Annotated in this window: 18 protein-coding genes and 1 pseudogene; 12 read left to right on the top strand and 7 right to left on the bottom strand. The window is 73.5% G+C overall.

Features of this window, described 5'->3' with window-relative positions; translation table 11 throughout:
• Positions 1–23: 23 nt before the first annotated feature.
• The 6 genes and pseudogenes from ACQP1P_RS24260 to ACQP1P_RS24235 all read left to right on the top strand — a co-directional run bounded on the left by ACQP1P_RS24260 (position 24) and on the right by ACQP1P_RS24235 (position 5,915).
• Positions 24–3,026: an AfsR/SARP family transcriptional regulator gene (locus ACQP1P_RS24260; protein ID WP_433072812.1), complete on the top strand. Its 3,003-nt coding sequence runs from the start codon at positions 24–26 to the stop codon at positions 3,024–3,026.
• A gap of 83 nt (positions 3,027–3,109) precedes the next feature.
• Entirely contained in the window at positions 3,110–3,739 is a 630-nt protein-coding gene (locus ACQP1P_RS24255; protein ID WP_433090106.1) for a thymidine kinase, read from the top strand.
• Positions 3,736–4,293: pseudogene (locus tag ACQP1P_RS24250) on the top strand (purine phosphorylase); the annotation flags it as partial. The gene ACQP1P_RS24255 and the pseudogene ACQP1P_RS24250, both read left to right, overlap by 4 nt.
• A gap of 29 nt (positions 4,294–4,322) precedes the next feature.
• The gene (locus ACQP1P_RS24245; RefSeq protein WP_433072810.1) at positions 4,323–4,613 is read left to right on the top strand and encodes a hypothetical protein; all 291 of its coding nucleotides are present in this window, start codon (positions 4,323–4,325) and stop codon (positions 4,611–4,613) included.
• A gap of 59 nt (positions 4,614–4,672) precedes the next feature.
• Positions 4,673–4,999, top strand: a complete 327-nt coding sequence (locus ACQP1P_RS24240) for a DoxX family protein (RefSeq protein ID WP_433072808.1) — start codon at positions 4,673–4,675, stop codon at positions 4,997–4,999.
• A gap of 1 nt (position 5,000) precedes the next feature.
• On the top strand, positions 5,001–5,915 hold the full coding sequence (locus ACQP1P_RS24235) for an RNA polymerase sigma-70 factor (RefSeq protein ID WP_433072806.1): 915 nt from the start codon (positions 5,001–5,003) through the stop codon (positions 5,913–5,915).
• Here the strand turns inward: ACQP1P_RS24235 and ACQP1P_RS24230 are convergent.
• Together ACQP1P_RS24230 and ACQP1P_RS24225 are read right to left on the bottom strand one after the other, a co-directional pair.
• On the bottom strand, positions 5,895–6,836 hold the full coding sequence (locus ACQP1P_RS24230; protein ID WP_433072804.1) for an endonuclease/exonuclease/phosphatase family protein: 942 nt from the start codon (positions 6,834–6,836) through the stop codon (positions 5,895–5,897). The genes ACQP1P_RS24235 and ACQP1P_RS24230 overlap by 21 nt on opposite strands.
• Entirely contained in the window at positions 6,833–8,017 is a 1,185-nt protein-coding gene (locus tag ACQP1P_RS24225) for a winged helix DNA-binding domain-containing protein (protein WP_433072802.1), read from the bottom strand. Before ACQP1P_RS24225 ends, ACQP1P_RS24230 begins: the two co-directional genes overlap by 4 nt.
• 65 nt (positions 8,018–8,082) lie before the next feature.
• Between ACQP1P_RS24225 and ACQP1P_RS24220 the strand changes: the two genes are divergently transcribed.
• Complete coding sequence (locus ACQP1P_RS24220; protein WP_433089735.1) at positions 8,083–9,768, top strand: acyl-CoA dehydrogenase family protein; 1,686 nt, start codon at positions 8,083–8,085, stop codon at positions 9,766–9,768.
• A 547-nt stretch (positions 9,769–10,315) separates the two neighbouring features.
• Here the strand turns inward: ACQP1P_RS24220 and ACQP1P_RS24215 are convergent.
• From ACQP1P_RS24215 to ACQP1P_RS24205, 3 genes are all read right to left on the bottom strand, one after another.
• On the bottom strand, positions 10,316–11,281 hold the full coding sequence (locus tag ACQP1P_RS24215) for a tyrosine-type recombinase/integrase (protein ID WP_433089733.1): 966 nt from the start codon (positions 11,279–11,281) through the stop codon (positions 10,316–10,318).
• A gap of 2 nt (positions 11,282–11,283) precedes the next feature.
• A complete protein-coding gene (locus ACQP1P_RS24210; protein WP_433089731.1) occupies positions 11,284–11,919 on the bottom strand; it encodes a class I SAM-dependent methyltransferase in 636 nt (211 codons plus the stop codon).
• Between the two features lie 428 nt (positions 11,920–12,347).
• Positions 12,348–14,687: a HelD family protein gene (locus tag ACQP1P_RS24205; protein WP_433089729.1), complete on the bottom strand. Its 2,340-nt coding sequence runs from the start codon at positions 14,685–14,687 to the stop codon at positions 12,348–12,350.
• A gap of 294 nt (positions 14,688–14,981) precedes the next feature.
• On the opposite strand from ACQP1P_RS24205, the gene ACQP1P_RS24200 reads away from it, so the two are divergent.
• The 5 genes from ACQP1P_RS24200 (at position 14,982) to ACQP1P_RS24180 (ending at position 21,287) form a co-directional block, all read left to right on the top strand.
• The gene (locus ACQP1P_RS24200) at positions 14,982–15,446 is read left to right on the top strand and encodes a MarR family winged helix-turn-helix transcriptional regulator (RefSeq protein ID WP_433089727.1); all 465 of its coding nucleotides are present in this window, start codon (positions 14,982–14,984) and stop codon (positions 15,444–15,446) included.
• A gap of 158 nt (positions 15,447–15,604) precedes the next feature.
• The gene (locus ACQP1P_RS24195; RefSeq protein ID WP_433089725.1) at positions 15,605–17,386 is read left to right on the top strand and encodes an MFS transporter; all 1,782 of its coding nucleotides are present in this window, start codon (positions 15,605–15,607) and stop codon (positions 17,384–17,386) included.
• 520 nt (positions 17,387–17,906) lie between these two features.
• On the top strand, positions 17,907–19,880 hold the full coding sequence (locus ACQP1P_RS24190; RefSeq protein ID WP_433089724.1) for a hypothetical protein: 1,974 nt from the start codon (positions 17,907–17,909) through the stop codon (positions 19,878–19,880).
• Between the two features lie 279 nt (positions 19,881–20,159).
• Positions 20,160–20,480 carry a DMT family transporter gene (locus ACQP1P_RS24185; RefSeq protein WP_433089722.1) on the top strand — a complete coding sequence of 107 codons (321 nt, stop codon included), beginning with the start codon at positions 20,160–20,162 and terminating at the stop codon, positions 20,478–20,480.
• Between the two features lie 264 nt (positions 20,481–20,744).
• The gene (locus ACQP1P_RS24180) at positions 20,745–21,287 is read left to right on the top strand and encodes a TetR/AcrR family transcriptional regulator (RefSeq protein WP_433089720.1); all 543 of its coding nucleotides are present in this window, start codon (positions 20,745–20,747) and stop codon (positions 21,285–21,287) included.
• A 205-nt stretch (positions 21,288–21,492) separates the two neighbouring features.
• Here ACQP1P_RS24180 and ACQP1P_RS24175 read toward each other — a convergent pair whose 3' ends face one another.
• A complete protein-coding gene (locus tag ACQP1P_RS24175; protein ID WP_433089718.1) occupies positions 21,493–22,110 on the bottom strand; it encodes a hypothetical protein in 618 nt (205 codons plus the stop codon).
• Between the two features lie 125 nt (positions 22,111–22,235).
• A complete protein-coding gene (locus ACQP1P_RS24170; protein ID WP_433090104.1) occupies positions 22,236–24,287 on the bottom strand; it encodes a 3-hydroxyacyl-CoA dehydrogenase NAD-binding domain-containing protein in 2,052 nt (683 codons plus the stop codon).
• Positions 24,288–24,327: the final 40 nt, after the last annotated feature.

Genomic DNA, 24,327 nt, shown 5'->3' with positions numbered 1-24,327 from the left:
ACACCCTGCGTTACTGTTCGGTCGTGCGTTACCGGCTGCTCGGTCCGCTGGAGGTCGAGGTCGCCGGCCGGCGGCTGGAGATCTCCGCGACCCGCGACCGGGTCCTGCTGGTCATGCTGCTGCTGCAGCCCAACCGGGTCGTCACGCTGCCCCGGCTCGTCGACGCCGTCTGGGGCGACGCCGCCCCCGCCACCGCCCGCGCCCAGCTGCACACCTGCGTCTCCCGGCTGCGCCGCCAGCTGCCCGGCGCGATCCAGACCGACACCGCCGGCTACCGGGCCGTCGTCGAGCCCGACGAGCTCGACACGCTCGTCTTCGCCCAGCTCGTCGCCGACGGGCGGGCCGCGATGGCCGCCGGGGAGCTGCAGGCCGCCCGCAAGCACCTGCGCGACGCCCTCGACCTGTGGCGCGGCCCGGCCCTCGCCGGCGTGGACAGCCCCGGCGTCCAGGCCGCCGCCGTCGCCCTCGAGGAGCGGCACAACAGCGCCCTGGAGGACTGCCTCGACGTCGAGCTGCAGCTGGGGCTGCAGGCCGAGCTGATCAGCCAGCTGACCGGCCTCGCCGAGCAGCACCCGCTGCGGGAGCGCCTGCACGGGCAGCTCATGACCGCCCTCGCGCGCGTCGGGCGCACCGCCGACGCGATCGCGGTCTACCTGCGCCTCGCCGAGGCCCTCGACGAGCAGCTGGGGCTCGCCCCGAGCGCGGCGTTGCAGGAGTTGTACCGCGGTCTGCTGCAACCCCCACCCGCCGCCAAGGAACGCCCACCCGCCCTGCTGGGGATGGCGCCCGCCGAGCGCGCGGCCACCCAGGCGCCCCGCGCGCTGCCCGTGCCGACCCCGTGGACGCTCCCCCGCGACATCGCCGACTTCTCCGGCCGCGACGACCTCGTCGACCGGCTGGTGCGCGCCGCGCGGCCCGGCCGCGACGACGTGCCCGCGGTGCTCACCGTCGACGGGATGGCCGGCGTCGGCAAGACCAGCCTCGCCGTGCACGTCGCGCACCTCGTCGCCGACCGCTACCCCGACGGGCGGCTCTTCGTCGACCTGCGCGCGCACGGCGAGCGCCCGCCGCTGGCCCCGCACGACGCGGTCGGGCTGCTGCTGCGCCACCTCGGCCTCGACCCCGAGCGCATCCCCGCCGACCCCGACGAGCGGGTCGCCCGGTGGCGCAGCGAGCTCGCCCAGCGCCGGATCCTCGTCGTGCTCGACAACGCCGCCGACCCGGCCCAGGTCACCCCGCTGCTGCCCGGCGCGTCGGCGAGCCTCGTGCTCATCACGAGCCGGCGACGCCTCGGCGGGCTCGACGGCGCGTACAGCGTCTCCCTCGACGTGCTCGACGACGGCGACGCGGTCCGGTTCGTGACCACCGTCATCGGCGGGCGGGCCGAGGACGACCCGCGGGCCGTCGCCGACGTCGTGCGGCTCTGCGGCGGGCTGCCGCTGGCGCTGCGGCTGGCCGCGGCCCGGCTCGCGCACCGGCCGTCGTGGAGCGTCGCCGACCTCGCCGACCGGCTCCGGCAGGCCAACCCGGCCCCGATCGACCTCACCGTCGACGGGCGGTCCCCGCACGCCGCGTTCGAGCTGTCGTACCGCGCCCTCGACGCGGCCGCCGCCCGGCTGTTCCGGCTCACGGGCCTGCACCCGTCGGGCGAGTTCGCGGTGCGGGCCGCCGCCGCCCTGGCCGACCTGCCGATCCGCGACGCCGACGAACTGCTGGGCCGGCTCGTCGACGCCCACCTGCTCATCGAGCCCGTCGCCGGCCGGTTCCGGCTGCACGACCTGCTGCGGGAGTACGCCGCGCAGCTGGCCGCCGAGGACCCCGAGCGGGACGCGGCCATCGACCGGATGCTCGACTTCTACCTGCAGGGCGCGGCCGCGGCCACCCGGTCCTGGGAGGGTGGACGGGCCCGGGGCGCGATCGACGTCGGCGAGGTGCAGCCGTGGGTGCCCCGCTTCGCCGACCTCGCCAGCACCCGCCGCTGGCTCGACCTGGAGATCGGGAACCTGATCGCGGTCACCCAGCTCGCCGACCGGCTCGGCCGGCACCGGCACACGTGCCTGCTGCCGAGGGCGGTGTGGGGGTACCTCTTCCGCAACTCGATGAACGACGTCTCCATCGACCTGCACCGCCGGGCCCTGGCCGCGGCCGAGGCGCTGGCCGACGACGGCCTGATCGCGATGACCCACAACTATCTCGCGTCGGCCTACGCCCGCGAGGGCGACCAGAACAACGCGGCCCGGCACCTGCTGCTCATCGCCGAGCACCCGATCTGGGGCGCGCGGGCGCGTTCCAACCTCGCCGCCGTGTACCAGTTCGCCGGCCGCCTCACCGAGGCCCTCGAGCTGCTGGAGCACTCGCTGCAGGCGATCTACCCGGCCGAGGTGATCGTCTACGGCGGGCAGTGGACGACGCTCACCACGATCCTGCGGCTGCGCGGGCGCACCGGCGAGGCGCTCATCGCCGCCCGCCGTACCCTGGCCGCCGGCCGGGCCTCCAACGCGCAGCTGGCGTTCAACGGGGCCATCGAGCTCGCCGTGATCCGCCAGGCGCTCGGCCAGCACCACCTCGCCGAGCTGCTGCTGCGCTGGACCGTCGAGCGGATCCTGCCCGAGCTGGGGATGGCGGTGATCTGCGAGGCGCGCAGCTACCTCGGGGTGAGTCTCGTCGCGCTGGGGCGCACCGAGGAGGCGCTCGCGCTGCTGGCGCTGGCCGCCCGCGACTCGGCGCACCTCGACCCGCACATCGCCTGCCTGGCCGCGAGCAACCACGGCGCCGGGCTGCTGGCGGTGGGCCGGCGCGACGAGGCCAAGGCCGAGTACGCGCGGGCCCTGGAACGGGCGATGCGGGCCGGGTACCGCTACGAGCAGGCCCGCGCCTACCACGGCCTCGGCCTGTGCACGAGCGACCCGCGGCTGTCGCGGCAGCGGCTGCAGACGGCGGCGGAGCTGTACGAGGCGATGGGTGTCACCGAACACGCCGAGGTGGCGGCCCTCCTACGGGACATCGACGAGAAGGCGAACAAGTAGGCTTCTGCGCCGTGACGCCAACCGACGCCGACCCGAACGCCTGTTTCGCCGCTGGTGACTCCCGCACACGACGCGGGGGCCGGCTGAAGTTCTTCTACGGCCCGATGGACTGCGGCAAATCCACCCTCGCGCTGCAGATGGACTACAACCACGCCCGGCAGGGCCGCCACGGTCTGGTCCTCACGACCATCGACCGGGCCGGGCCGGGCCGGCTGTCCACGCGCATCGGCCTGGGCAAGGACGCCGTCGACGTGGCCGGGCTGGACCTGCGCGCCCTGGTCCGCGACCGCTGGGCCCGCGGCATCCGCGTCGACTACCTCATCTGCGACGAGGCGAGCTTCTACAGCGTCGAGCAGATCGAGCAGCTGGCGGACCTGGTCGACAACTCGGACGTCGACGTGTACGCGTTCGGCCTCGCCACCGACTTCCGCACGTGCCTGTTCCCGGCCGCGCAGCGCCTGTTCGAGCTGGCCGACGAGGTGACGAAGGTCCAGGTCGAGGTGCTGTGCTGGTGCGGGCGCAGCGGCACACTCAACGCCCGGGTCGTGGACGGGGCCATCGCCCGCGAGGGCGACCAGGTGGTGATCGGCGACACCACGGCGGACGACGTCGTGGCCGCGGACGTGCACTACCAGGTGCTGTGCCGGCGCCACCACCGGGCGGGCGACCTGGGCCCGGCCGCCCGCGCCGGAGGCCAGCTCCGCCTGGTGTGACCCGGCCCCGCCGCTTCCCTTCGCCGTCGGCGGTGCGGGCCCGGCTCGACAACCCGCGGGTCCACCGGCACTCGGCGGGAACCCGCTTCGAGATCGGCCGGCTGCACGGCGGCGGTCGCGTCGCGCTCGGCCTCGTCGGCAAGGGCAACCACCCGGCCGCGGTCCTCGCCGAACGGGCCGTGACCGCGTTCGACCCGATCGCGGTGCTCTTCGCCGGCGTCGCGGGCGGGCTGTGGCCGAGCATCCGCCTCGGCGACGTCGTCGTCGGATCGCAGATCTACGCCTACCACGGCGGGACCAGCCAGGACGATGGGCTCAAGGCCCGTCCGCGCGCCTGGGAGGTGCCGCACGGCGCCGGCCAGATCGCGCAGCACCTGATCCGCACCGGCGGATGGGCGACCGGCCTGCCCGCCGGCCCCGTCCCGACCGTGCACTTCGGCCCCATCGCCGCGGGCGAGATCGTGCACGACTCGGCGGTCTCCGAACAGGCCCGCTGGGTCCGCCAGCACTACAACGACGCCCTCGCGATCGAGATGGAAGCCGCCGGGGTGGCCGCGCTCATCGCCGCGGTCCGGAGCCTCACATGACCGCGACCACCCACAGGAACATCGCCCAGGACGACGCGACCGTCGGCGTCCAGGCGGAAGTGGTGCACGGCGACATCACCGTCTATCAACTCGCACCGGACGCGCCGGCCGAGGACTGGTTCCGCAAGGGCGTCTGGTACCTCGACGCCCGCATCCCCGCCCAGGCCCTTCACCACATCGAGGCGGCGATCACCCGCGGCTACGAGACCGAGGACGACATCGAGCGCCGCCGGGCCGACAGCCGCCTCGCGGAGGTCACCGCCACGGTCCGCGACCTGATCGGCTGAGCCCCGCGATCGCCGCGCCGGCGATGTCACCGGCCGGGGGGCTGCCTCGTCACGAGGGCATGAACATCGTGCAGTGGATCCTCGCGGTCGTGGCGCTCACCGGTGGCGTCACCAAGACGTTCGTGCCCAAGGCGAAGCTCGCCTCGATGCCCGGGGCCGGGTGGACCGGCGCGGTGCCGGGGTGGTTCGTGCGCACGCTCGGGGTGCTCGAGCTGTGCGCCGCGGCCGGGTACTTCGTGCTCCCGGCGCTCACCGCGGGGTGTTGGATGGTGCTCATGGTGGGCGCGGCGATCACGCACGGGCGGCGGGGCGAGGGCGGGCTGGCCGGGCTCAACCTCGTGTATCTCGGGCTGGCCGCGTTCGTGGTATGGGCGCGGGTCGGCTGACGTGGGGCGGGCCGAGGAGTTCCAGGGGCTGCGCGGGCTGCTGTTCTCGATCGCGTACCGCGTGCTCGGCAGCGTGGGCGAGGCCGAGGACGCGGTGCAGGAGGCCTGGCTGCGCTACGCCGCGACGCCGGCCGAACCTCGTGACGTCAAGGCGTTCCTGGCCACGACGGTGACCCGGATCGCGATCGACGTGCTGCGCTCGGCGCGGGTGCGGCGGGAGGCGTACGTCGGGCCGTGGTTTCCCGAGCCGTTGCTGGCCGACCCGTACGAGGACCCGCAGCGCGCCGCCGAGCTCGCGGACTCGGTGTCCACGGCGGCGCTGCTGCTGCTCGAACGGCTCAGCCCGCTCGAGCGGGCCGTGTTCGTGCTGCGTGAGGTGTTCGACTTCGGCTTCCCCGAGGTGGCCGCGGCCGTGGGCCGGTCGGAGGCGGCGTGCCGGCAGCTCGTGGTGCGCGCGCGGCGGCACATGGCCGAGGGACGGCCGCGGTTCACCGCCGATCGCGGCGAGCGGGACGCCCTCGCGGCGCGGTTCTTCGCCGCGCTGCGGGTCGGGGACGTGGCCGGGCTGCAGTCGCTGCTCGCCGCCGACGTCACGGTGGTCGGCGACGGCGGCGGCAAGGCGCCGCAGCTGGCCCGGCCGGTCGCCGGCGCCGGGCACGTGGCCCGGCTGCTGGCCACCGTGTTCCCGCGGATGGCGCGCGCGGCGATCACCCTGGAGCCGTGCGAGGTCAACGGCGAGCCGGGCGCCGTCGCGCGGGACCGGGACGGGCGGGTCCTGCACACAATGGCGCTCGACGTCCTCGACGGCCGCGTGCGGAGCATCCGCGTGGTGATCAACCCCGACAAGCTCGCGCACCTCGGGCCGGTCGCGGACGCGTGGGCCCTGACCCGGCAGCTACGCCGGCGGGAGGACTAGCTCGGCGACGACGGGGCGGTGGTCGCTCTCGCCCGCGGGCCGGGAGCCGAACTCGCGCACGCCGATGCGCTCGTCGACCAGCACGTGGTCCAGGGTGATCGGCGGGGTCCAGAACGGCAGGGTCTCGGTGCGGAAGGGCCACGTCGGCGTCAGGCCCCGCCCGCGCTCGGCGGCCGCGTCGCGGTAGCCGGCGCGCAGGAGGCGGCGCAGCACGGCGTGGTCGAGGGTGGCGTTGAAGTCGCCGAGCAGGACGCGCGGCGGCTCGTCCGCGGACGGGGTCGCCTGGGTCGCGATCTGGTCGCGCCAGATGCCGACCCGGCGGTGCCGCGGCGGGTAGGGGTGCGCGGACTCGATCAGGACGGGGCCGACGCCGGGCACGTGGACCGTCGCGGCCGTCTGCCACATCGGGATCGCCTCGAGGGTTCTCGTCTGCGGGCCGGTGATCGGGTGGCGGCTGAACAGGCCCGAGCCGCCGCCGCCCGGGGCGGTGGCCACGACGCGGTGCGGGAGCAGGGCGTCGATGCCGGCGTCGTCGAGCGCGGCCAGGCCGTCCGGGGTGAGCTCCTGCACCGCGAGGACGTCGATGTCGTCGATCTTCAGCTGGTCGACGAACGCCGGGGTGGCGTTGCGGCCGTACAGCAGGTTCGCGCACATCACCCGCAGCCGCACGCCCTCACCCGGCCGGCGGCCCGGCACCAGGCGCGACGCGACCAAGGCGGCGAGCACGACCCCGCAGCCCGCCAGGATCAGCCCGGGCACCGGGGCGATGAGCGCCAGCGAACCCAGGAGCAGGGCGCCCACGGCGGCGTACGGGGTGTACGTGATCAACTGCACCAGCGGGGTCCCGCGTTCGGCTCCCAGCGCGCGCACCACCGTGTAGGCGGTCGCCAGTCCGGCGAGCGCCCAGCAGATCAGCGTCATGCGATGACCGTACCGGCGGGGTCGGCGAGTTTCCGCTCGAGTGGAGCCCGGAACCGGGGAGTCACCCGGGCGTCGCCCAGCCAGCCTTCGAGTTCGCTCGCGGCCCGGGTGACGGCCTTGCGCACGGACGCGGGGACCTCCTCGATCAGCTCCCACGCGATGCGGCCCGTCGGCTGTTGCGCCCAGCCGCCGACGATGCGGCCGTCCGACCAGATCGTGGGGCCGGCGTTTCCGGTGCGGTCGAACACGGCCGGTGCGTGCGGGCCGAGGTACCACTGCCGCTGTTGGAATCCCATGACCGTCGGGTCCAGTCCGGGCAGCAGGGCCACCCAGGGGCCGGGGTCGTCGACGGGGTCGGTGTCGGTGGGCAGGACATAGCCGGTCTCGCCGCCGTCGAGCTCGACCGCGACGGCGTCCAGCGCGCGCAGGGCCGCGCGGGTGTGCGCCATCGTCCAGCCCGTCCACCACTTGAGGTCGGCGGCGGTACCCGGGCCGAAGCGCGCCAGCCACGCCCGGGCGAGCTCGGTGCGGGCCTCGGCCGGGTCCAGGTCGGCCAGCGGCTCGGGGAGCCAGTCCGGCAGGCACGACCACGCGTACTGGCTGCTGATCCACGTGCCGAGGGGACGGCCGCGCACGATGCGGCCGTCGGCGGCGAGCAGGAACAGGACCCGGCTGGTCACGTACTGGTTGCCCTGCGGGAACACCATGAGGCTGCGCAGTCGCGGCTCGTCGGCGGCGAGCTGGGCGGCGGTCGCGCTGCCGCGGCGGCGCAGGGCCTCGAACGTGGACTCGGCGACGTCCTCGAGCCAGGCCGCGTCGCCGACCCCGGTCTCGGTCAGGTGCTTCACGAGCAGGCGCCGCTGCTCGGCCGCGACCGCCCGGGTCGCGCCGGCCTGGACGACGGCGGCGAAGCCGGAGGGCACCACGAACATCGTGCGGCGCATGCCGAGCATCCGCAGCAGCGTGCGCCGCTCGTACAGGGCGTCCTCCACGGTCGCGACGAGGGGCCGGTGCAGGCGCGCCGCGACGGACAGGTGGACGGTCGCCGGGTCGGTGGCGTGCAGCGCGACGAGATCGGCGGCGACGTCCTCGGGGGTTTTTCCCGGCGGTACCGGTCCGGCGAGCCCGTGCCGCACGGCGAGGCGGGCGCGGCGCTGGGCCGTGTCGATGCGGAGGGTCACGCCTTCCAGTATCGCGGCTCCCACGCCACGAGAACGCGACCGTACCGGACGGTAACGTGTCAGCCATGACGCGATTCGTGCAGACCGGGCCGACGCTGCGTGACCCCTACACTACCGACCCGCAACTGCGCAGCTGGCTGGACCGGCTCCTGGGCGAGGACGGGCACGCGGCCGCGGAGCAGCGCCTGGCGGACCTGTCCGCGGAGGTGCTCGGGCCGCTGCGCGCCGCGCACCACGACGCCGAGACGCACCCGCCGACGCTGACCCGCTTCGACGGGTGGGGCGAGCGCGTCGAGCGGGTCGAGACCTCGGCCGGCTGGCAGGCGCAGCGGGCGGCGGCGGCGCGTCACGCCGTGGTCGCGCTGCCGTACCTTCCCGAGGCCCGCGACACGTGGGGCCCGGGGGCACGGGTCGTGCAGCAGGCGCTCCTGCACGTGTGGGGCCCGGAGTCGGCGACGTTCTCGTGCCCGGTCGCGATGGCCGACGGGGCCGCGGCGCTGCTCACCCAGACCGGCGGCCAGGGCGAGTGGCTGGCGCGGCTGGTCTCGACCGATCCGGCGGTCGCGGTCACGTCGGGGCAGTGGATGACCGAGTCGCAGGGCGGCTCCGACATCGCGCGCTCGACCACCACCGCACATCCCGACGGCGCCGGCGGCTGGGCGCTGACCGGCGACAAGTGGTTCTGCTCGGCGATCGACTCGGCGATGGCGGTCGCGCTCGCCCGGCCCGAGGGCGCCGGCCCCGGCAGCCGGAACCTGGTGCCGTTCCTGGTGCCGCGCTACGGCGCCGACGGCCGCTCCCCCGCGCCCGGGCTGCAGGTGCTGCGGCTCAAGGACAAGCTCGGCACGCGGGCGGTGCCGACCGGCGAGGTCCGCCTCGACGGCGTCGCCGCCCATCCGCTGACCGATCCGGGGCAGCCGGGCCTGGCCGCGATGATGACACTGGTCGTGGTCACGCGGCTGCACAACGCGGCCGCGGCCGCGGGCGGGATGCGCCGTGGCCTAGAGTACGCGCTCGCCTACGCTTCGGAGCGGACCGTCGCCGGTGGGGTCCTGGCCGCCAACCCGCTGCACCGGGCGACGCTCGGCGGCCTGGCGGTCGACGCGGCCGGAGCGTTCGCGCTGGCCGCGCACTCGTTCGCGCTGCTGGGCCGGGCCGAGCACGGCGACGCCGCGGCTGCGGCCGAGCTGCGGCTGGCGGCCCCCCTGGCGAAGCTCACGACCGGGCGGCTCGCGGTCGCCTCGGCCAGCGAATACCTGGAGTGCTTCGGCGGGGCCGGGTACGTCGAGGACACCGGCATCCCGCGGCTGCTGCGCGACGCCCAGGTGCTGCCGATCTGGGAGGGCACCACGAACGTGCTCTCCGTCGACGTGCTGCGGGCCCTCACGTCCGGTGACGGCGCCAAGCCGCTGCTGTATCGGCTGACCGCGGCCGCGGATGCCGCCACCCACCGGCTACCGGGCGTGGCCGAGGCGCTCGCCGCCGCGACGGCCCGGCTCGCCGGGGACCTCGCGACCGCGGCGGCCGACCCCCGCGACCCGCGGGTGGTGGCCGGGGCTCGGGAGCTGGCGCTGCGGCTCGGGCACGCGCTGACCGCCGCCCTGCTGCTCGAGCACGCCGCGTGGGCAGCCGAGCACGGCGACGAGGGGCCGGCGCTGCTGGCGTCGCTGTGGATTCTGCGGCGCCTGGGCAACGCGGACATCTCGGCGGATCTGCACGCCGGATTCGAACAGTTGCTCAACGTGGCGTAAGGGCGGAATCTCTGCTCGGGTCCGTGTCAGTCACGGACCGTTGCTCCCCCCAGACAATGGGCGGTCCCGGGGCCTTCGAGGAGTGCCCCGTGGCGTCGGCGGGGGTCGTACATGCCCGCTGCCGCGCTGCGCGCGAGTCTGGTCCACGGCGGGCCGGGGGCGATCGGTGACGCCGACGGCGGCAGCCAGGGTCGTTCGGTGTCGCCGGCGGGCGGCACGGTGGCGAGGGAGTGCCCCGACGCTCAGGGCCGCGTCGCGCACAGCGCGGGCGGTGCCGCGTTCCCGGCCATGGGCGCTCGTGGCCGGGAGCGCGGCGCGGGCGGCCGACGAGACCCGGTCGCCGATGCCGGCGCCGACGCAGAGTGCCGCCGCGCGGCCGTGAATCGCCGGTCGGGGCGCGGGGGCTGGGGAGCGTTCCGCCCCGTCGCGCGTGGTCCGTTCTTGCCACCGCGGACGTCGCCCCGCTCGGGCCGGCGAATGCTGGGCCCCAGCGGGGTCCCTGGCGGGAGCGACGGTCCGCAGGTGACGCGGGCCCGAGCAAGCTGCTTCAGGTCCTTCGCCTCGCGCGGGCGGCGGCGAGCGTGTGGGCCGGGTCGCGGTCGAGGTTGTAGCGGTCCCGGTCGTAGCGGCGGGTCGTGCGCGGGTCGGCGTGGCCCATCGCGTCCTGCACGTCCTCCAGGGGCACGCCCTCGTCGCGGGCCGTTGTCGCGAAGGCGTGCCGCAGCGAGTGCGGGCTCAGGCGTTCCCAGGCGGGCACGGCCGCGTCCCGGGCGAGGCGGCGCACGAGGCGGAACACTGCGTGACGGTCGACGCGGCCGCCGGTCGCGGTGGCGAACAGTGGCCCTGGGGCGTCGCCGCGTTGCGGTAGGTAGTCGTCGATGGCGCGAATGACCCCCGGCGTCAGCGCCCGGCGCCGTGCCTTGCCGCCCTTGCCGGTGAAGCGCACGGTGCGGTGGCCGCGCTCGGCGCCGAGGTCCTCGACGTCCAGGGCCACGACCTCGCCGACGCGCAGGCCGAGGTCGGCGAGCAGCGCGAGGATGGCCCGGTCGCGGGCGGCGGTCGGGCCGTCGAGGCGGTCGGCGGCGGCGAGCATCGCGTCGACCTCGGCCGCGGCCAGCCCGACGGTCGCGGACACGTCGCGGTTCACCCGGGGCCGGTCCGCGCCGCCGACCGGGTTGGCCGCGACCGCCTCGAGCCGCAGCAGGAACGCGTACCAGCTCGACAGCGCCGACAGCTTCCGGGCCACGCTCGCCGGGGCCATCACGCGGCCGGTGCGCCCGTCGACGGTGGTCTCCAGGTCGCGGGCGTACGCGTTGACGTGCAGGAACGAGGCGCGCAACGGGTCCAGGCCACGCCCGGCGCACCAGGCTAGGAACTGGTGGACGTCGCGGCGGTAGGCGGCCCGGGTGTGCGCGGACAGGCGCCGGTTGGCCAGCCAGGCCTCGGTGAAGTCCGCGGACCCGTCGGCGGGGGCGGGCAGGCCGGGCGGGGTGCGGCGCTCGGGGATCGTCATGGCTACGGGTTGACCGACCACACGGTGGTGCGCTTGACCGGGGCGTCCTCGAGGGTCTGCGGGACCGGCACGTCGTACTCGGCCAGCAGCGTCAGGTGCTCGCGCGGCAGGTAGGCGCGGCCGGGGTCGCCGACGAGCACCGTCGCCCCGCCGCGGGCCGCCCGGCGCAGGTAGTCCAGCATGCGGCGGGTCATCTCGCGGCTGTAGAACACGTCCCCGGCCAGGACCACCTCGGCGTCGGGGTCGCGCCCGAGCACGTCGGCGAGCAGCGGGGTGACGGCGACCCCGTTGGCCTCGGCGTTGATCCCGATCGCGGCCACCGCGAGCTCGTCGATCTCGACCGCGGTGACGCTCGCCGCGCCGGCCTTCATCGCCGCGATGGCGACCAGCCCCGAGCCGGCCGCGAGGTCGAGCACGCCGCGGCCGGCGAGCAGGTCCGGGTGGTCCAAAACGTACCGCGCGAGCGCCTGCCCGCCGGCCCACGCGAACGCCCAGAAGGGCGGGGGCATCTGCGCGCCCTGATCGCTTTCGGTCCGTTCCCACAGCTCGATCGCCTCGTCGGCGAGCCGGAGCCGGATCTCGGGGGTGAGCGGCACGGGGCCGAGGGTGGTGTTGTCGAGCACGAATTGCGCGGTCATCGCAGCGGACCGTATCAAGCCCGCTGTCACTCGTGCGTGCGACGCCCCGCGGGGGGTTGCCCCGGTACCGTCACCGCATGGGGGGAGATGCCGTATTCGTCTGGATCATACTCGGCCTTGCGGTGGTCGTGCTGGTCCTGATCGCGCTGTACGTCGACTCCTGGCGCCGCAAGGACGACGCCTGAGTCTCCACCGATCCGGGCGTGTGGTGAGCCGGCGGGCATGGCGCCCGCACCCCGCACCGGAGACCATCGCCGGCGCCGGGGACGACCTGTGAACGATTTCGGCCACGTCCCCGGCGCTGTGCTGCGGCAACGACACCGGACACCTCCGGTGAGGGGGCCCGTGGAGGGGTTGCTACGCTCCTCTCGGTTCGGTGAGCGTGCTGGAGTCCGACCCATCACGCTCCCGACTTCCCCCCTCCCCGATCACATGCCGATGACCGCGTGCAGCGAGTCCGGCAGCGAACCCGGGTGCAGGATCCCGAGCCGCTGCGTCGCGCGGGTCAGGGCCACGTAGAGGTCGTTCGCGCCGCGCGGCGACTCCTCCACGATCCGCTCCGGGTCCACCACGATGACGCCGTCGAACTCGAGGCCCTTCGCCTGCTTGACGGTCAGCACGACGACCCGGGTGGTGAGGTCCGGCTCCTCGCCGATGGCGGCGTCGGGGGCTGCCTTTCGCACATGCGGTACCAAATCCTCGAAAATCCCTCCGGGCAGGATGACCCCCAGGCGGCCCTCGCCGGCGGCCTCGGCCTCCTGCTCGACCGCCTCCGCGAGCGCGTCGCCGAGGCGGGACTCGCCGACGCCGCGCACCCACGGCTCCACGCCGGCCTGGCGCACCGACCGCGGCGGTTCGAGGTCCGGGTCGATCCCGGCGAGGACCAGCGCCGCGACCGACATGATCTCGGCGGGCGTGCGGTAGTTGACGGTGAGCTCGCGCAGCCGCCAGCGGTCCCCGACGTACGGGGCGAGCGCGTCGCCCCACGCCGACGCGCCGCCGAGGTCGCCGGTCTGCGCGACGTCGCCGACGACGGTCATCGAGCGGCTCGGGCAGCGGCGCATGAGCAGCCGCCACGCCATCGCCGAGAGCTCCTGGGCCTCGTCGACGATCACGTGCCCGAACGCCCACTTGCGGTCGGCGGCGGCCCGCTCGGCCGGGGTGAGCGCCTCGCCCTCGTCCTGCCGCTCGGCGAGCCGGTCGGCCTCGAGCAGGTCGGTGACGGAGAGCAGTTCGGGGTCGTCCTCGTCCTCGACGTCGATCGACCGCGATCCGAACGCGATCTCCAGGGCCCCCTCGGCGTAGGCGATCTGCTGCCGTCGCCGCCGCTCGGCCAGGATCTCCAGGACGGTCTCGTCCTCGCCGAGCAGCTCGGCGGCCTCGTCCAGCAGTGGTACGTCGGCCGGCGTCCACCCCTCCCGGGGAGCGCGCTTGAGCCGGGGATCGGCCCCGGCCGCGGCCAGGCGCTTGTCGGACGCGAACAGCCCGGCGAGCAGCTGCTGCGGGGTGAGGATCGGCCACAGCCAGTCCAGGGCACCCAGCACCTCGGCCTCGCCCCGCAGCTCGCGGCGGATCTCGGCGAGGTCGGCCTCGTCGAGCAGCTGGGGGTCGCCCGGGGCGTCGTCGCCGCCGAGCGGATCGTCGGCGTACGGGTCGATGCCGATCGTGTCCGCCACCAGCAGCGACAACGCGTGGATGATCTCGGTGTCGAACGTCGGGCGGGCGAGGTTGTGCAGCTTGCCGGAGCGGCGGGCGCGCTCGCGGGCGTCCTCGATCACGGCCGGCTCCAGCACGACCTCGCCGCCGTCGAGCAGGTCCAGGTGCAGCGTGATCGGCTCGGCCGGCACCCGCTGCCGGTCCCGCACCGCCTCGGCCAGCACCTCGGCCATCTCCGCGCGGCCCTTGATCGCGGCGACGTCGGCCGGCTCCTCCCGGTCGGCGACGACGCCCGGGAACAGGTCGCCCATGGTGCCCAGCAGCACGCCGGTCTCCGCCAGCGACGGCAGAACCTGGGAGATGTACCGCAGGAAGGTCGCGTTGGGCCCGACGATGAGCACGACCCGCGAGGAGAGCATCTGGCGGTGCGTGTACAGCAGGTAGGCGGCGCGGTGCAGCGCGACGGCCGTCTTGCCGGTGCCGGGGCCGCCCTGCACGACGAGGACACCGCCCAGGTCGGCCCGGATGACGTGGTCCTGCTCGGCCTGGATGGTCTCGACGATGTCGCGCATGCGGCCCGTACGGGACGCGGTGAGCGCGGACAGCAGCGCCGCCTCGCCGGTCACCCCGTCGTGCGCGCCGCGGCCGGTGGCGTGGGCCTCGTTGAGGTCGAGCACCTCGTCGTCGAGCCCGGTCACGGTCCGCCCCACGGAGCGGATGTGCCGGCGGCGCCGCACCCCGTCCGGCGCGGCCGCCGTGGCCAGGTAGAACGGCCGCGAAGCCGGGGCCCGCCAGTCGATCAGCAGCGGCTCGTAGTCGTTCTCCTCGTCGAAGATCCCGATCCGGCCGATGTACCGGACCTCGTCTCCGGCGAAGTCGAGCCGCCCGAAGCACAGCCCGTTCTCGACCGCGCTGTACTGCGCGATCCGGTCCGTGTAGAGCGCCGTCTGCGAGTCGCGGTGCGAACGGTCCGCGGGCGTGCCCCCGGTCTGCAGCAGCGTCCTCGTCAGCTGCTCCGACGCCTCCTCACGCAGGCGGTCGAGGTGCCCGTAGAGCGTGTCCAGACGCCCCTGCTCCTCGACGATGTCGGCTGTGTCGGATGGGTTTGACAATCCGCTCTCCAGTCGGCTAACATCTAGCAATCGACGCCCTGGTGGCGTCTTTTTTCTTGCCCGAACGCTCTACTCTAGCGTCCCGCCGGCTCCTCTTGCGAACCGACGGGCCGGCCTAGCCCAACGTAGCGCTCCCCGGCGATCACGCCAGTTCGGTGGCGACGTGCGGTCGTGGCGTCCTTCGGGCACCCGAGCCGGTACCGACAGCGAGCATCCGCGCACGCCGTGACGTGAGCGCTGGTCGGGGCATCGACCGGAAGCGGTACCCTCGCCCGGGTATCTATGCTGGGTGACATGGCCGCCACGCTCACGCCCGACCTGTCGTTCCTGCTGGACCACACCAGCCACGTGCTGCGCACGCAGATGACGGCGGCGCTCGCGGAGATCGGCCTGACGCCGCGGATGCACTGCGTGCTCACGCATGCACTGGGCGAGGAGCGCACCCAGATCCAGCTGGCCGAGATCGGCGGGATGGACAAGACCACGATGGTGGTGACCGTCGACGCGCTCGAGAAGGCCGGGTACGCCCAGCGCCGGCCGTCGAGCACCGACCGGCGCGCCCGGATCATCGCGGTCACGCCGGAGGGCGCGGAGATGGCGGCCCGCAGCCAGGAGATCGCGGACTCGGTGCACGCCGCGGTGCTGGACGCGCTGCCGGAGGACGAGCGGGCGGTGCTGGTCCGGGCCCTGACCCGGTTGACGCAGGGTCACCTGGCGACGCCGGTCGAGGCGCAGGGCGTACGCCGCGCTCGTCAGTGACATGCCGCGCACGGCGCGCGACGGCCGCGGCGGTCGCCGGGGCTTTTCGGAGCGCTGGCCACGCACGGGTCAGCTCCGCCTCGACGTCGGGCACGGCCTGATCACCGACCGCGCGTGTCGTCGGCGGCCGCTGCCACGTTCTCCGCTCGCCTCGCCGGTTGGCCGATGAGCGGGGCCGACGCCGCGCAGTGTCGTCGTCGCCGATCGAGGCCACGCCCCGGCCGCCGTCGAGTTTGATCCATCGTTCCCGGCGTCGATCCCAAGATTCGTCCACTGAAAGATGGTTTCGTTACAGACGATCTGCTACGGTCGGTCCTATGAGACAGAATCGATGGCTCGCGCTCGCCGTACTCGCGACCGGCATGCTCATGGTCATCCTCGACGGGAGCATCGTCACGGTCGCGATGCCCGTCATGCAGCGCGATCTCGGCCTGACGCCCGAGGGCCTGACGTGGGTGATCAACGCGTACCTGATCGCGTTCGGCAGCCTGCTGCTGCTCGCTGGTCGCCTCGGTGATCTGCTCGGACGCAAGCGGGTCCTGCTCGCCGGAACCGTCGTCTTCGTCGCCGCGTCCGTGCTCGCCGGCCTGGCCACCGGCCCCGGGATGCTGATCGCGGCCCGATTCCTGCAGGGCGTCGGCAGCGCGATGGCCAGCGCCGTCAGCCTCGGCATTCTCGTGACCCTGTTCCCCGAGCAGCGCGAACGGGCGCGCGCGATCGGCGTGTTCTCGTTCACCGGCGCGGCCGGAGCGTCCCTGGGCCAGGTCCTCGGCGGCGTGCTCACCGATGTCCTGAGCTGGCACTGGATCTTCCTCATCAACGTGCCGATCGGCGTGGCGACGCTGGCGCTCGCCGTGCCGTACCTGCCGAACGACCGCGGCCTCGGCCTGCGCGCCGGAGCGGATGTGCTCGGTGCACTCCTGGTGACGGCCGGCCTGATGACCGGCATCTACGCCGTGGTCCAGACGAGCGGTAACCGTCCACTCACGGCCGGCGCCGCCGCCGTCCTGCTGGCCGCGTTCGTGCTGCGCCAGGCCCGGGCGCGAACGCCGCTGATGCCGCTGCGCGTGCTGCGCTCACGGCAGGTCGCCGGCGCGAACGCGCTGCAGATCCTGATGATCGGCGCGATGTTCTCGTTCCAGATCCTGATCGCCCTGTACATGCAGCGGGTGCTGCAGTACTCGGCGCTGCAGACGGGCCTGGCGATGCTGCCGGCCGCGCTCGCCATCGCCACCGTGTCACTGGGCGTGTCGGCGCGGCTCATCCACCGTTACGGCGAGCGCACGATCCTCATCGCCGGCCTGGCACTGCTCACCGCGGCGCTCGGGTGGCTGACGAGGCTGCCGGTCGAGGCCCGGTACGCGACGGATCTGCTGCCGGTCATGCTGCTCATCGCGGGCGGGGGGCTGGTGCTGCCGGCCATCACGGGTCTGGGCATGTCGGGCGCCCGCCCGGACGACGCGGGCCTGGCATCGGGGCTGTTCAACACGACCCAGCAGCTCGGCATGGCGATCGGGGTGGCCGCACTGTCCACTGTGGCCGCGTCACGCACCGGCGCTCACTTGCGCGCGGGCGGGACGGAGGCGGTCGCGCTCACCGACGGTTACCGGCTCGCCTTCACCATCGGCGCGATCCTGCTGGCGGTGTCGATCGCGGGGGCGGTGCTCCTGCTGCGTTCGACTCCCCCGGCGGCGCCATCGCATCCTTCGGCCGACGCGGCTGCGTCGTCGTCGGAGCCGCTGACTGTCACGGCGGGGTCGCCGGAGCGACCGACTGACACGGCCGCATCGCTGGCGCGACCGATTGGCATGGCGGGGTCGTTGGAGCCGCCGACTGACTCGGCCGCATCGTTGGCGCGACCGGCCGAGACGACGGCGTTGTCGGAGCGAACGACCGACACGGCGGCCGCCTCAGCCGCGTCGGCTCCGTCTGCGACCTGACCTATACGGCCGCTGTTTGCCATGTCGGCCGAGCGAGCCAAGTCGGCGGAGTGAGCGGGCCACATCGGTCCACCGCTGCCGACCTGGCGCGCTCAATGCCTCACCCGGCTCACCCACCGTTGCCGACCCGGCCCGCTTACCGCCGCCTCACCCGACTCACCCGCCGTTGCCGACCCGGCCCGCTTACCGCCGCCTTACGCGGCTCGCTCACCACTGCCGACCCGGATCGCCCACCGCAGCCGACTCGGCAGTCTGGCATCGCGCGTCGGTAGCCGGAGCGTCACGCTCCACCGATGGCGCCTCGTTGCGCGGCGCACGGACGGGGTCGTCAACGGCGGGTGATGCCGCGACTACGGTGAATGCCTCGGGCTCGGACTGCAACGTCCGGGTATCGCGGCCCGTCTCTCTCAGGACTGACGTTGGCGGGTCCGTCGCCGGGGAGTGGCGGACCGGGTGGGCATGATCGGATTCGGGGCGGGCTGTGGCCGGTTTCTCAGGCGTGTCTGCGACACTGTCGCGCATGCTGCAGCGGGTCGGGGGCGCTATCGGGGCGTCCGTGTTGTTTGTGGTCGCGCCGGTGGTGGTGGCGCTCGGGAGTCCGGCGCCGGCGCTGGGGTCCCCGGTGCCGCAGAAGGCGCCCAGCCCCGGGCCGAGCGCGTCCGGCTCCTCGAACCGGAATCTCGGCCCGTCCATTCCGGGTAGCAACGTGTGCACGATGAGCGACCCGCAGCTGACCGAGATTTCGGGGATCGTGGCGACCGCGGACGGTTACGCGGTCATCAACGACAGCAACGTGGAGCGGGCGCGGGAGAAGATCTTCTTCCTGAACGAGCAGTGTGCGGTGACGCGCAGCGTGGGGTACCCCAGTAGCGCCTTCGACCCGGAGGACCTCGCGATCGCGAAGGACGGCACGCTGTGGGTCGCGGATATCGGCGACAACACCACGTTGACGGGCGGCTCCGGGAACCGGCGCTCGTCGATCGCGCTGTGGAGCCTCGCGCCGGGGCAGAACACGCCGGTCATTCACCGCCTGGCGTACCCCGACGGCAAGGCCCGCGACGCCGAGGCGCTGATCATCGACGGTGAGGGCCGCCCGGTGATCATCACCAAGGACCCGGTCGGCGAGGTGTACACGCTCACGCAGCCCCTGCCGGCCAACAACGCCAATCCGGCGGCACTGACGCGGGCCGGCTCGTTCCGGCCGCAGGCGACGGGGACGACGAACCCGTACGGCATCCTCGGCACTTCGGTCGTGACCGGTGCGGCACTGAGCCCGGACGGCAAGCGTGCGGTGGTGCGCACGATGGCCGACGCGTACGAGTTCGACGTCACGGACGGTAACGTGGTCGATGCGATCACGGGCGGGTCGGTGCCGCGAATCACGCCGCTGCCGAGCGAGCCGCAGGGTGAGGGCATCGCCTACACGCGTGACGGCACCGAGTTCGTGACGACGTCGGATCAGCCGAAGGCGAGCTCGATTCTGCGGTACACACCGTATGCCCCGGTAGCGGCGCCGTCTGCGGCACCGACCGTGCAGGCACAGGCACCCAAGACCGTGGATCGGTCGTTTCTGCAGAGCCTGACGCTGCAGGACATCACCCGGATCGTGATCGGCATCGGGGTGCTGGGTGTGCTGATGATCGCCGTCGGGGTGTTCGCGGTGATCCGCTCGCGGCGGCGCCGACGTGCGCTGCTGGTGAGCGGCGGTGTCGTTGGTGCCGATGGCGCGGTGGCCGCGGCCGACTCGGCGAGCCCGGACGACCCTGCGGTGGCGACCGGCTCCGCGGTGTCGGCCGGTACCGAGGCCGGGTCCGTCTCAGCGAGTGGTGGAGTCGCGTCAGCGAGCGGTGGGGCCGCGCCGTCCGAAACAGCGCCGTCCGAAACAGCGTCGTCGCAATCGGCGCCGTCCGAAACAGTGCCGCTGACCGGCTCGCAGACCTCGGCCTCCTCGGCGGTCCCGGCCACTGAGGCCGGCTCGGCGACCGAGACCGTGCCGAACGCCGCCGCGGCCGCCGGGGCAATCGCGGCCACCCGAACGCACTCGGACACTTCGGCGACCACTTCGGCCACCTCAGCCACCGAGACCGAGCCGGCGACCGCCACGGCGGCTCCGGCGGGCACAGGGACGGCGGACGTCCCGGCCATCGCAACGAGCTCCGCGGCCGAGGCCGGGGCGGTGACTGACGGTAGTGCACGGAAGGGCGGCGGGTCCGCGCCTGACGGTGCGACGTCACCGGGTGTTCCGGCCAATGGCCAGGCCTCGGACAGCACGGGAGCCGCTGGTTCGAAGCCGGGATCGCAGGAGGTGAAGCGGCCGGATGCAGGTCAGCCTGCGACGAAACCGACCGCGCCCCCTACGACCGCGCCGGCTCCTGCACAATCCAGAGGGTCGGGCTCCTCGGGTCGAACGGCCAAGGCGGCGAAAGCGGCCAAAGCGACGAAGTCCTCGAAGCGCTCGCAAGCGGGTGACTCGAGCGGCTCCGGCCCAGCCTGACGAGCACTCGGTTCTACGCTCAGTAACCGGGGCTGCATTACCGGCATTGCGATTACCGGTAATGCAGTTATTCGGTAATCGCCACCTCTCGTCGGTGGGTGCCGCGGCGGCGAACGTGCCGCAGCCGTAGGAGCCGAGCCGGCGCCGCCGCTCGGTCGAGAAGGCCGGCCGTCGCCACAGCGCCCACCCGCGGGGCCGGCGTCGCGACTCGCGAGCCTGACAGGGCCCTCCCGCGAACTAGTACGATCGTACAAGTCCACGTGATCTGGGGAGGTTTCCGTGGCGTACGTGATGCTGGGTCTGGCCATTGCCGTCGAGGTCGCTGGAACCAGCTTGCTCAAGGCCACCGAGGGGTTCACGAAGCTGTGGCCGACGCTGGGGGTACTCGTCGCCTACACGCTGGCATTCCTGTTCATGGCCCAGTCGGTGAAGGTGGTGCCGGTCGGGGTGGCGTACGCGATGTGGTCCGGACTCGGGACGGCCGCCATCGTGGCGATCGGGGCGGTGTTCCTCGGGGAGCCGCTCAGCCTGCTGAAGGTGCTCGGTGTCGGGCTGGTGATCGCGGGCGTCGTGGTGCTGAACCTCGGCGGGGCGCACTGACCGCGCCGGGCCTCGTGTACGGATCGACTCGGACGGTGGGCCACTGGCTTCGAGCCGGATCGCTTGACCGATCCTGGTCCAAGCACCTCGGGGAATGCGGCTGGCAGTGGCGAGGACGTCGAACGCCGGCGCCCGGCCGGATCCGCGGCGTGCACGGCATGGACCGGGCCACGCTCGTGCAGTTCCGGTCGGGGGCTCGCGAAGGGATCGGTGCCGCGGCGTGTGCGGCATGTCGGTAATACCGAGGGTGACGAGGGAGTACACGTGGTGAACGCGCGGCGGGACCCCGAGGGGCGCAAGCGAGCGCTCGCCGCGGCCGTCGTCGAAGTGGTGGCCGAGGTCGGGGTCGGCAAGACCACGCATCGGATGGTGGCGAGCCGCGCCGGGGTGCCGCTGGGGGCCACGACGTACTACTTCCCCACCCTCCCCGACCTGATCGCGGCCGGGCTCGCGCTGGTCAGCGACTCGGTTGCCGCAGACCTCGCGGACTGGCGGGCGGCCATCGAGCGGGAGCCGGACGATCTGGCGGGGGCGCTGAGCCGGCTGGTCGCGGCGTACGTGGCGGATCAGCCGAAGGCGCTGCTCGAGTACGAGCTGTATCTCGCGGCGGCCCGGGTACCGGCGTTGCGGCCGTTGGCGCGGGCGTGGCTCGACGGGGTGCACGCGATGCTGGCGCCGCGGACCGGGGACGCCGCCGCGCGGGCGATCAGTGCGCTGGTCGACGGGGCGATGCTGCAGGCCGTGGTGACCGGCGAGGCGATCGAGCCCGAGGGCCTGGCGGCGGCGATCCGCGACCTGATCCGCTGAGCTCCGAAGGCACCCGGCAACGGCGACCCGGGACCGCGACGACATCCGCTGAGCTCTAAAAGGCATCCGGCAACGGCTACCTGGCACGCGACGACATCCACTGAGATCCGAAGGTGTCTGACTGCGGCGACCCGGGACGCGGTGACCGGTCAGGCACCCGACGACCGTCTCGCCAAAAGACCGCCTGCAGGTCCAAACCGGCCCGCTACCAGCACACGCTCAGGTCGACGCTGCCCCGTGCGACACAGCCGTGGTAGTACCGGATCTCGGCCTCGAACTGCTCGACGACGCGGCCGGCGAGCTCCGGGTACTTGGCGAGGACGCGCTCGATCTTGCCCCAGACGGCGGCCAGGTCCTCGGCCGTGCGGTACCCGCTGATGCCGTAGCCGGGCACGTCGGTGCCGAACCCGTACTCCTGGTCGCCCTCGCGGTACGCGCTGTGGTGCGCGACCTCGACCGGCACCGCCACGAGCTTCTTCCAGGCGGCGTTCCGTTCGTCGAAGTCGTCGCTGAGCGCGCCCGTCAGGTCGATGCGCTCCGCGGTATCGGCCGCGAAGAGGAAGTGCGCGAACCAGTCCGGGTCCGGGTACTTGCCGCAGTCGTAGGAGCCGAGCCGGCGCCGCTGCTCGGTCGAGAAGGCCAGGTGGGGCCAGGTGAAACGGGCGCGAAGGTCGTCGTCGGCGAGGGTCGAGCGGCTCGCGGCCGCGCCCCAGCGGTGCTCCTCGAACAGCAGACCGTCGACCCAGGCGCTGTCCCGGGGGCGCTCGAGCAGCCGGGCGAGCAGAGCCGCGGGAATCTCCTTGTACTCCTCGTACATGCCCATCGCGCCAAGATACGGGCGAGCACGTCATGCCAGGAATCCCCGCGGAACCGGCGGCGCGTACACCGTCGTCGAACGTCGGCCGACGGGTCCGGGGCGTCGAAGTGCGGACGCCCCGGACCCGTCGATCACACGAAGGTCGAGCCGTCCGCGGCCTTGGCCCGCAGCAGCGGCGGCGGAGTGAAGCGCTCGCCGTACCGCTCGGCCAGCTCCTCCGCGCGGGCGATGAAGCCGGGCAGGCCGCCGTCGTACTGGTTGATGTACTGCAGCACCCCGCCCGTCCACGCCGGGAAGCCGATGCCGAGGATGGAGCCCACGTTCGCGTCGGCCACCGAGGTCAGCACGCCCTCGTCCAGGCACTTGACGGTCTCGAGGGCCTCGGCGAACAGCATCCGCTCCTGCATGTCGGCGAAGGGCACGGACACCGAGCCGGCCGCGAAGTGCTCCCGCAGCCCGGGCCACAGACCGGTGCGCTTACCGTCCGTGTACTCGTAGAAGCCCGCCCCGCCCGAGCGGCCCGGCCGGCCGAACTCGTCCACCATCCGGTCGATGAGCTCGTCGGCGGGGCTCGGCGTCCAGGTGCCGCCGGCGGCCCTGGTCGCGGCGGCGGTCGCGTTGCGGATCTTCTGTGGCAGGGTGAGGGTGAGCTCGTCCATCAGCTGCAGTACCGGTGCCGGATATCCGGCCTGGAGACTGGCCTGTTCGATCGATGGGGCCGGCACGCCCTCGGCGAGCATGCGCAGGCCCTCCATCGTGAACGTGCCGATGACCCGGCTGGTGAAGAAGCCGCGGCTGTCGTTGACCACGATGGGCGTCTTCTTCAGGAGCCGTACGACCGCCAGGGCCTTGTCCAGTGCCGCGTCGGAGGTTTCGGCGCCGCGGATGACCTCGACGAGCGGCATCTTGTCGACCGGCGAGAAGAAGTGCAGGCCGATGAAGTCGGCGCGGCGGCGAACACCCTCGGCGAGCAGGGAGATCGGCAGCGTCGAGGTGTTGGAGCACAGCAGCGCGTCGGGCGCGACGACGTCCTCGATCTCGGCGAATACCTTGTGCTTCAGGCCCGGGTCTTCGAACACGGCCTCGATGACCAGGTCGGCGCCGGCCAGGTCGGCGACGTCCGCGGTCGGGGTGATCCGGTCCAGGAGCGCCTGGTCGTGGCGGCGGCTCTCGGCGTACGACTTGCCCTTCTGCGCCGCCTCCAGCGTCACGTCCTTGAGCACGACGTCGAGGCCCGACTTCGCGCACACGTAAGCGATCGCGGCGCCCATCATGCCGGCCCCGAGCACGGCGACCTTGCGGAACGTGATGTTCCCGGCACCGCGCGAGTTCGCGGTCTGCAGGTCGAAGAAGAGCGCCTTGATCATGTTCTTGGCGATCTGACCGGTGGCGAGTTCGACGAAGTACCGGCCTTCGATGACGAACGCGGTGTCGAGGTCGACCTGGGTGCCCTCGACGGCGGCGCAGAGGATGTTGCGCGGGGCCGAATACGGAGCGCCCTTGAGTTCTTTACGCAGCGTGGCCGGAAAGGCCGGGAGGTTCGCGGCGAACTTGGGGTTACTGGGTGTACCGCCTGGAATCCTGTATCCGGGGACGTCCCACGGCTGCGCGACGTCCGGGTTCGCGGCGATCCACTCCCGCGCCCGGTCGATGAGGGAGTCGGCCGGCACCACCTCGTGGACGAGCCCGACCTCGAGCGCCTTGGCCGGGCGGTGCCGCTGTCCCTTCAGCAGTACCTGCATGAGCGCCTCAGTCACTCCGAGCATCCGCACCGTGCGGACCACGCCACCGGCGCCGGGCAGCAGGCCGAGCGTCACCTCCGGGAACCCGATCTCGACCCGGGGATCGTCGGCGACGATGCGGTGGTGGCAGGCGAGGGCCAGCTCCAGGCCGCCGCCGAGCGCGGAGCCGTTGATCGCCGCGACGACCGGGCGGCCGAGCGTCTCGAGCCGGCGCAGCAGCTGCTTCAAGTGCGTGGTCGACGCCATGATCTCGGCCGCCTGGTCCGGGCCGAGGCTTCCGAGCAGATCGAGATCGCCGCCCGCGAACCAGGTCTTCTTCGCCGAGGTCAGGATGACGCCGGTGATGTCGGCCCGCTCGGTGTACAGCCGCTCGACCACGGCGGTGAACGCCTCGGTGAACGCGGCGTTCATGGTGTTGGCGGATCGGGCCGGGTCGTCCATGGTGAGCAGGACGACGCCGTCCCCGCCGCGCTCGTAACGG

Source organism: Dactylosporangium sp. CA-052675 (genome assembly GCF_050947935.1).
In the GTDB taxonomy this organism is placed as follows: Bacteria; Actinomycetota; Actinomycetes; order Mycobacteriales; family Micromonosporaceae; genus Dactylosporangium.
Note: the sequence above shows the minus strand (reverse complement) of the source record. Positions and strands in the feature narration are given on the sequence as shown.

Coding starts and splice junctions, on each gene's coding strand:
- ACQP1P_RS24245 (WP_433072810.1), top strand. CDS start 4,323: ATGACCGCGACCACCCACAGGAACATCGCCCAGGACGACGCGACCGTC.
- ACQP1P_RS24240 (WP_433072808.1), top strand. CDS start 4,673: ATGAACATCGTGCAGTGGATCCTCGCGGTCGTGGCGCTCACCGGTGGC.
- ACQP1P_RS24230 (WP_433072804.1), bottom strand. CDS start 6,836: ATGACGCTGATCTGCTGGGCGCTCGCCGGACTGGCGACCGCCTACACG.
- ACQP1P_RS24220 (WP_433089735.1), top strand. CDS start 8,083: ATGACGCGATTCGTGCAGACCGGGCCGACGCTGCGTGACCCCTACACT.
- ACQP1P_RS24215 (WP_433089733.1), bottom strand. CDS start 11,281: ATGACGATCCCCGAGCGCCGCACCCCGCCCGGCCTGCCCGCCCCCGCC.
- ACQP1P_RS24210 (WP_433089731.1), bottom strand. CDS start 11,919: ATGACCGCGCAATTCGTGCTCGACAACACCACCCTCGGCCCCGTGCCG.
- ACQP1P_RS24200 (WP_433089727.1), top strand. CDS start 14,982: ATGGCCGCCACGCTCACGCCCGACCTGTCGTTCCTGCTGGACCACACC.
- ACQP1P_RS24190 (WP_433089724.1), top strand. CDS start 17,907: ATGCTGCAGCGGGTCGGGGGCGCTATCGGGGCGTCCGTGTTGTTTGTG.
- ACQP1P_RS24175 (WP_433089718.1), bottom strand. CDS start 22,110: ATGGGCATGTACGAGGAGTACAAGGAGATTCCCGCGGCTCTGCTCGCC.
- ACQP1P_RS24170 (WP_433090104.1), bottom strand. CDS start 24,287: ATGGACGACCCGGCCCGATCCGCCAACACCATGAACGCCGCGTTCACC.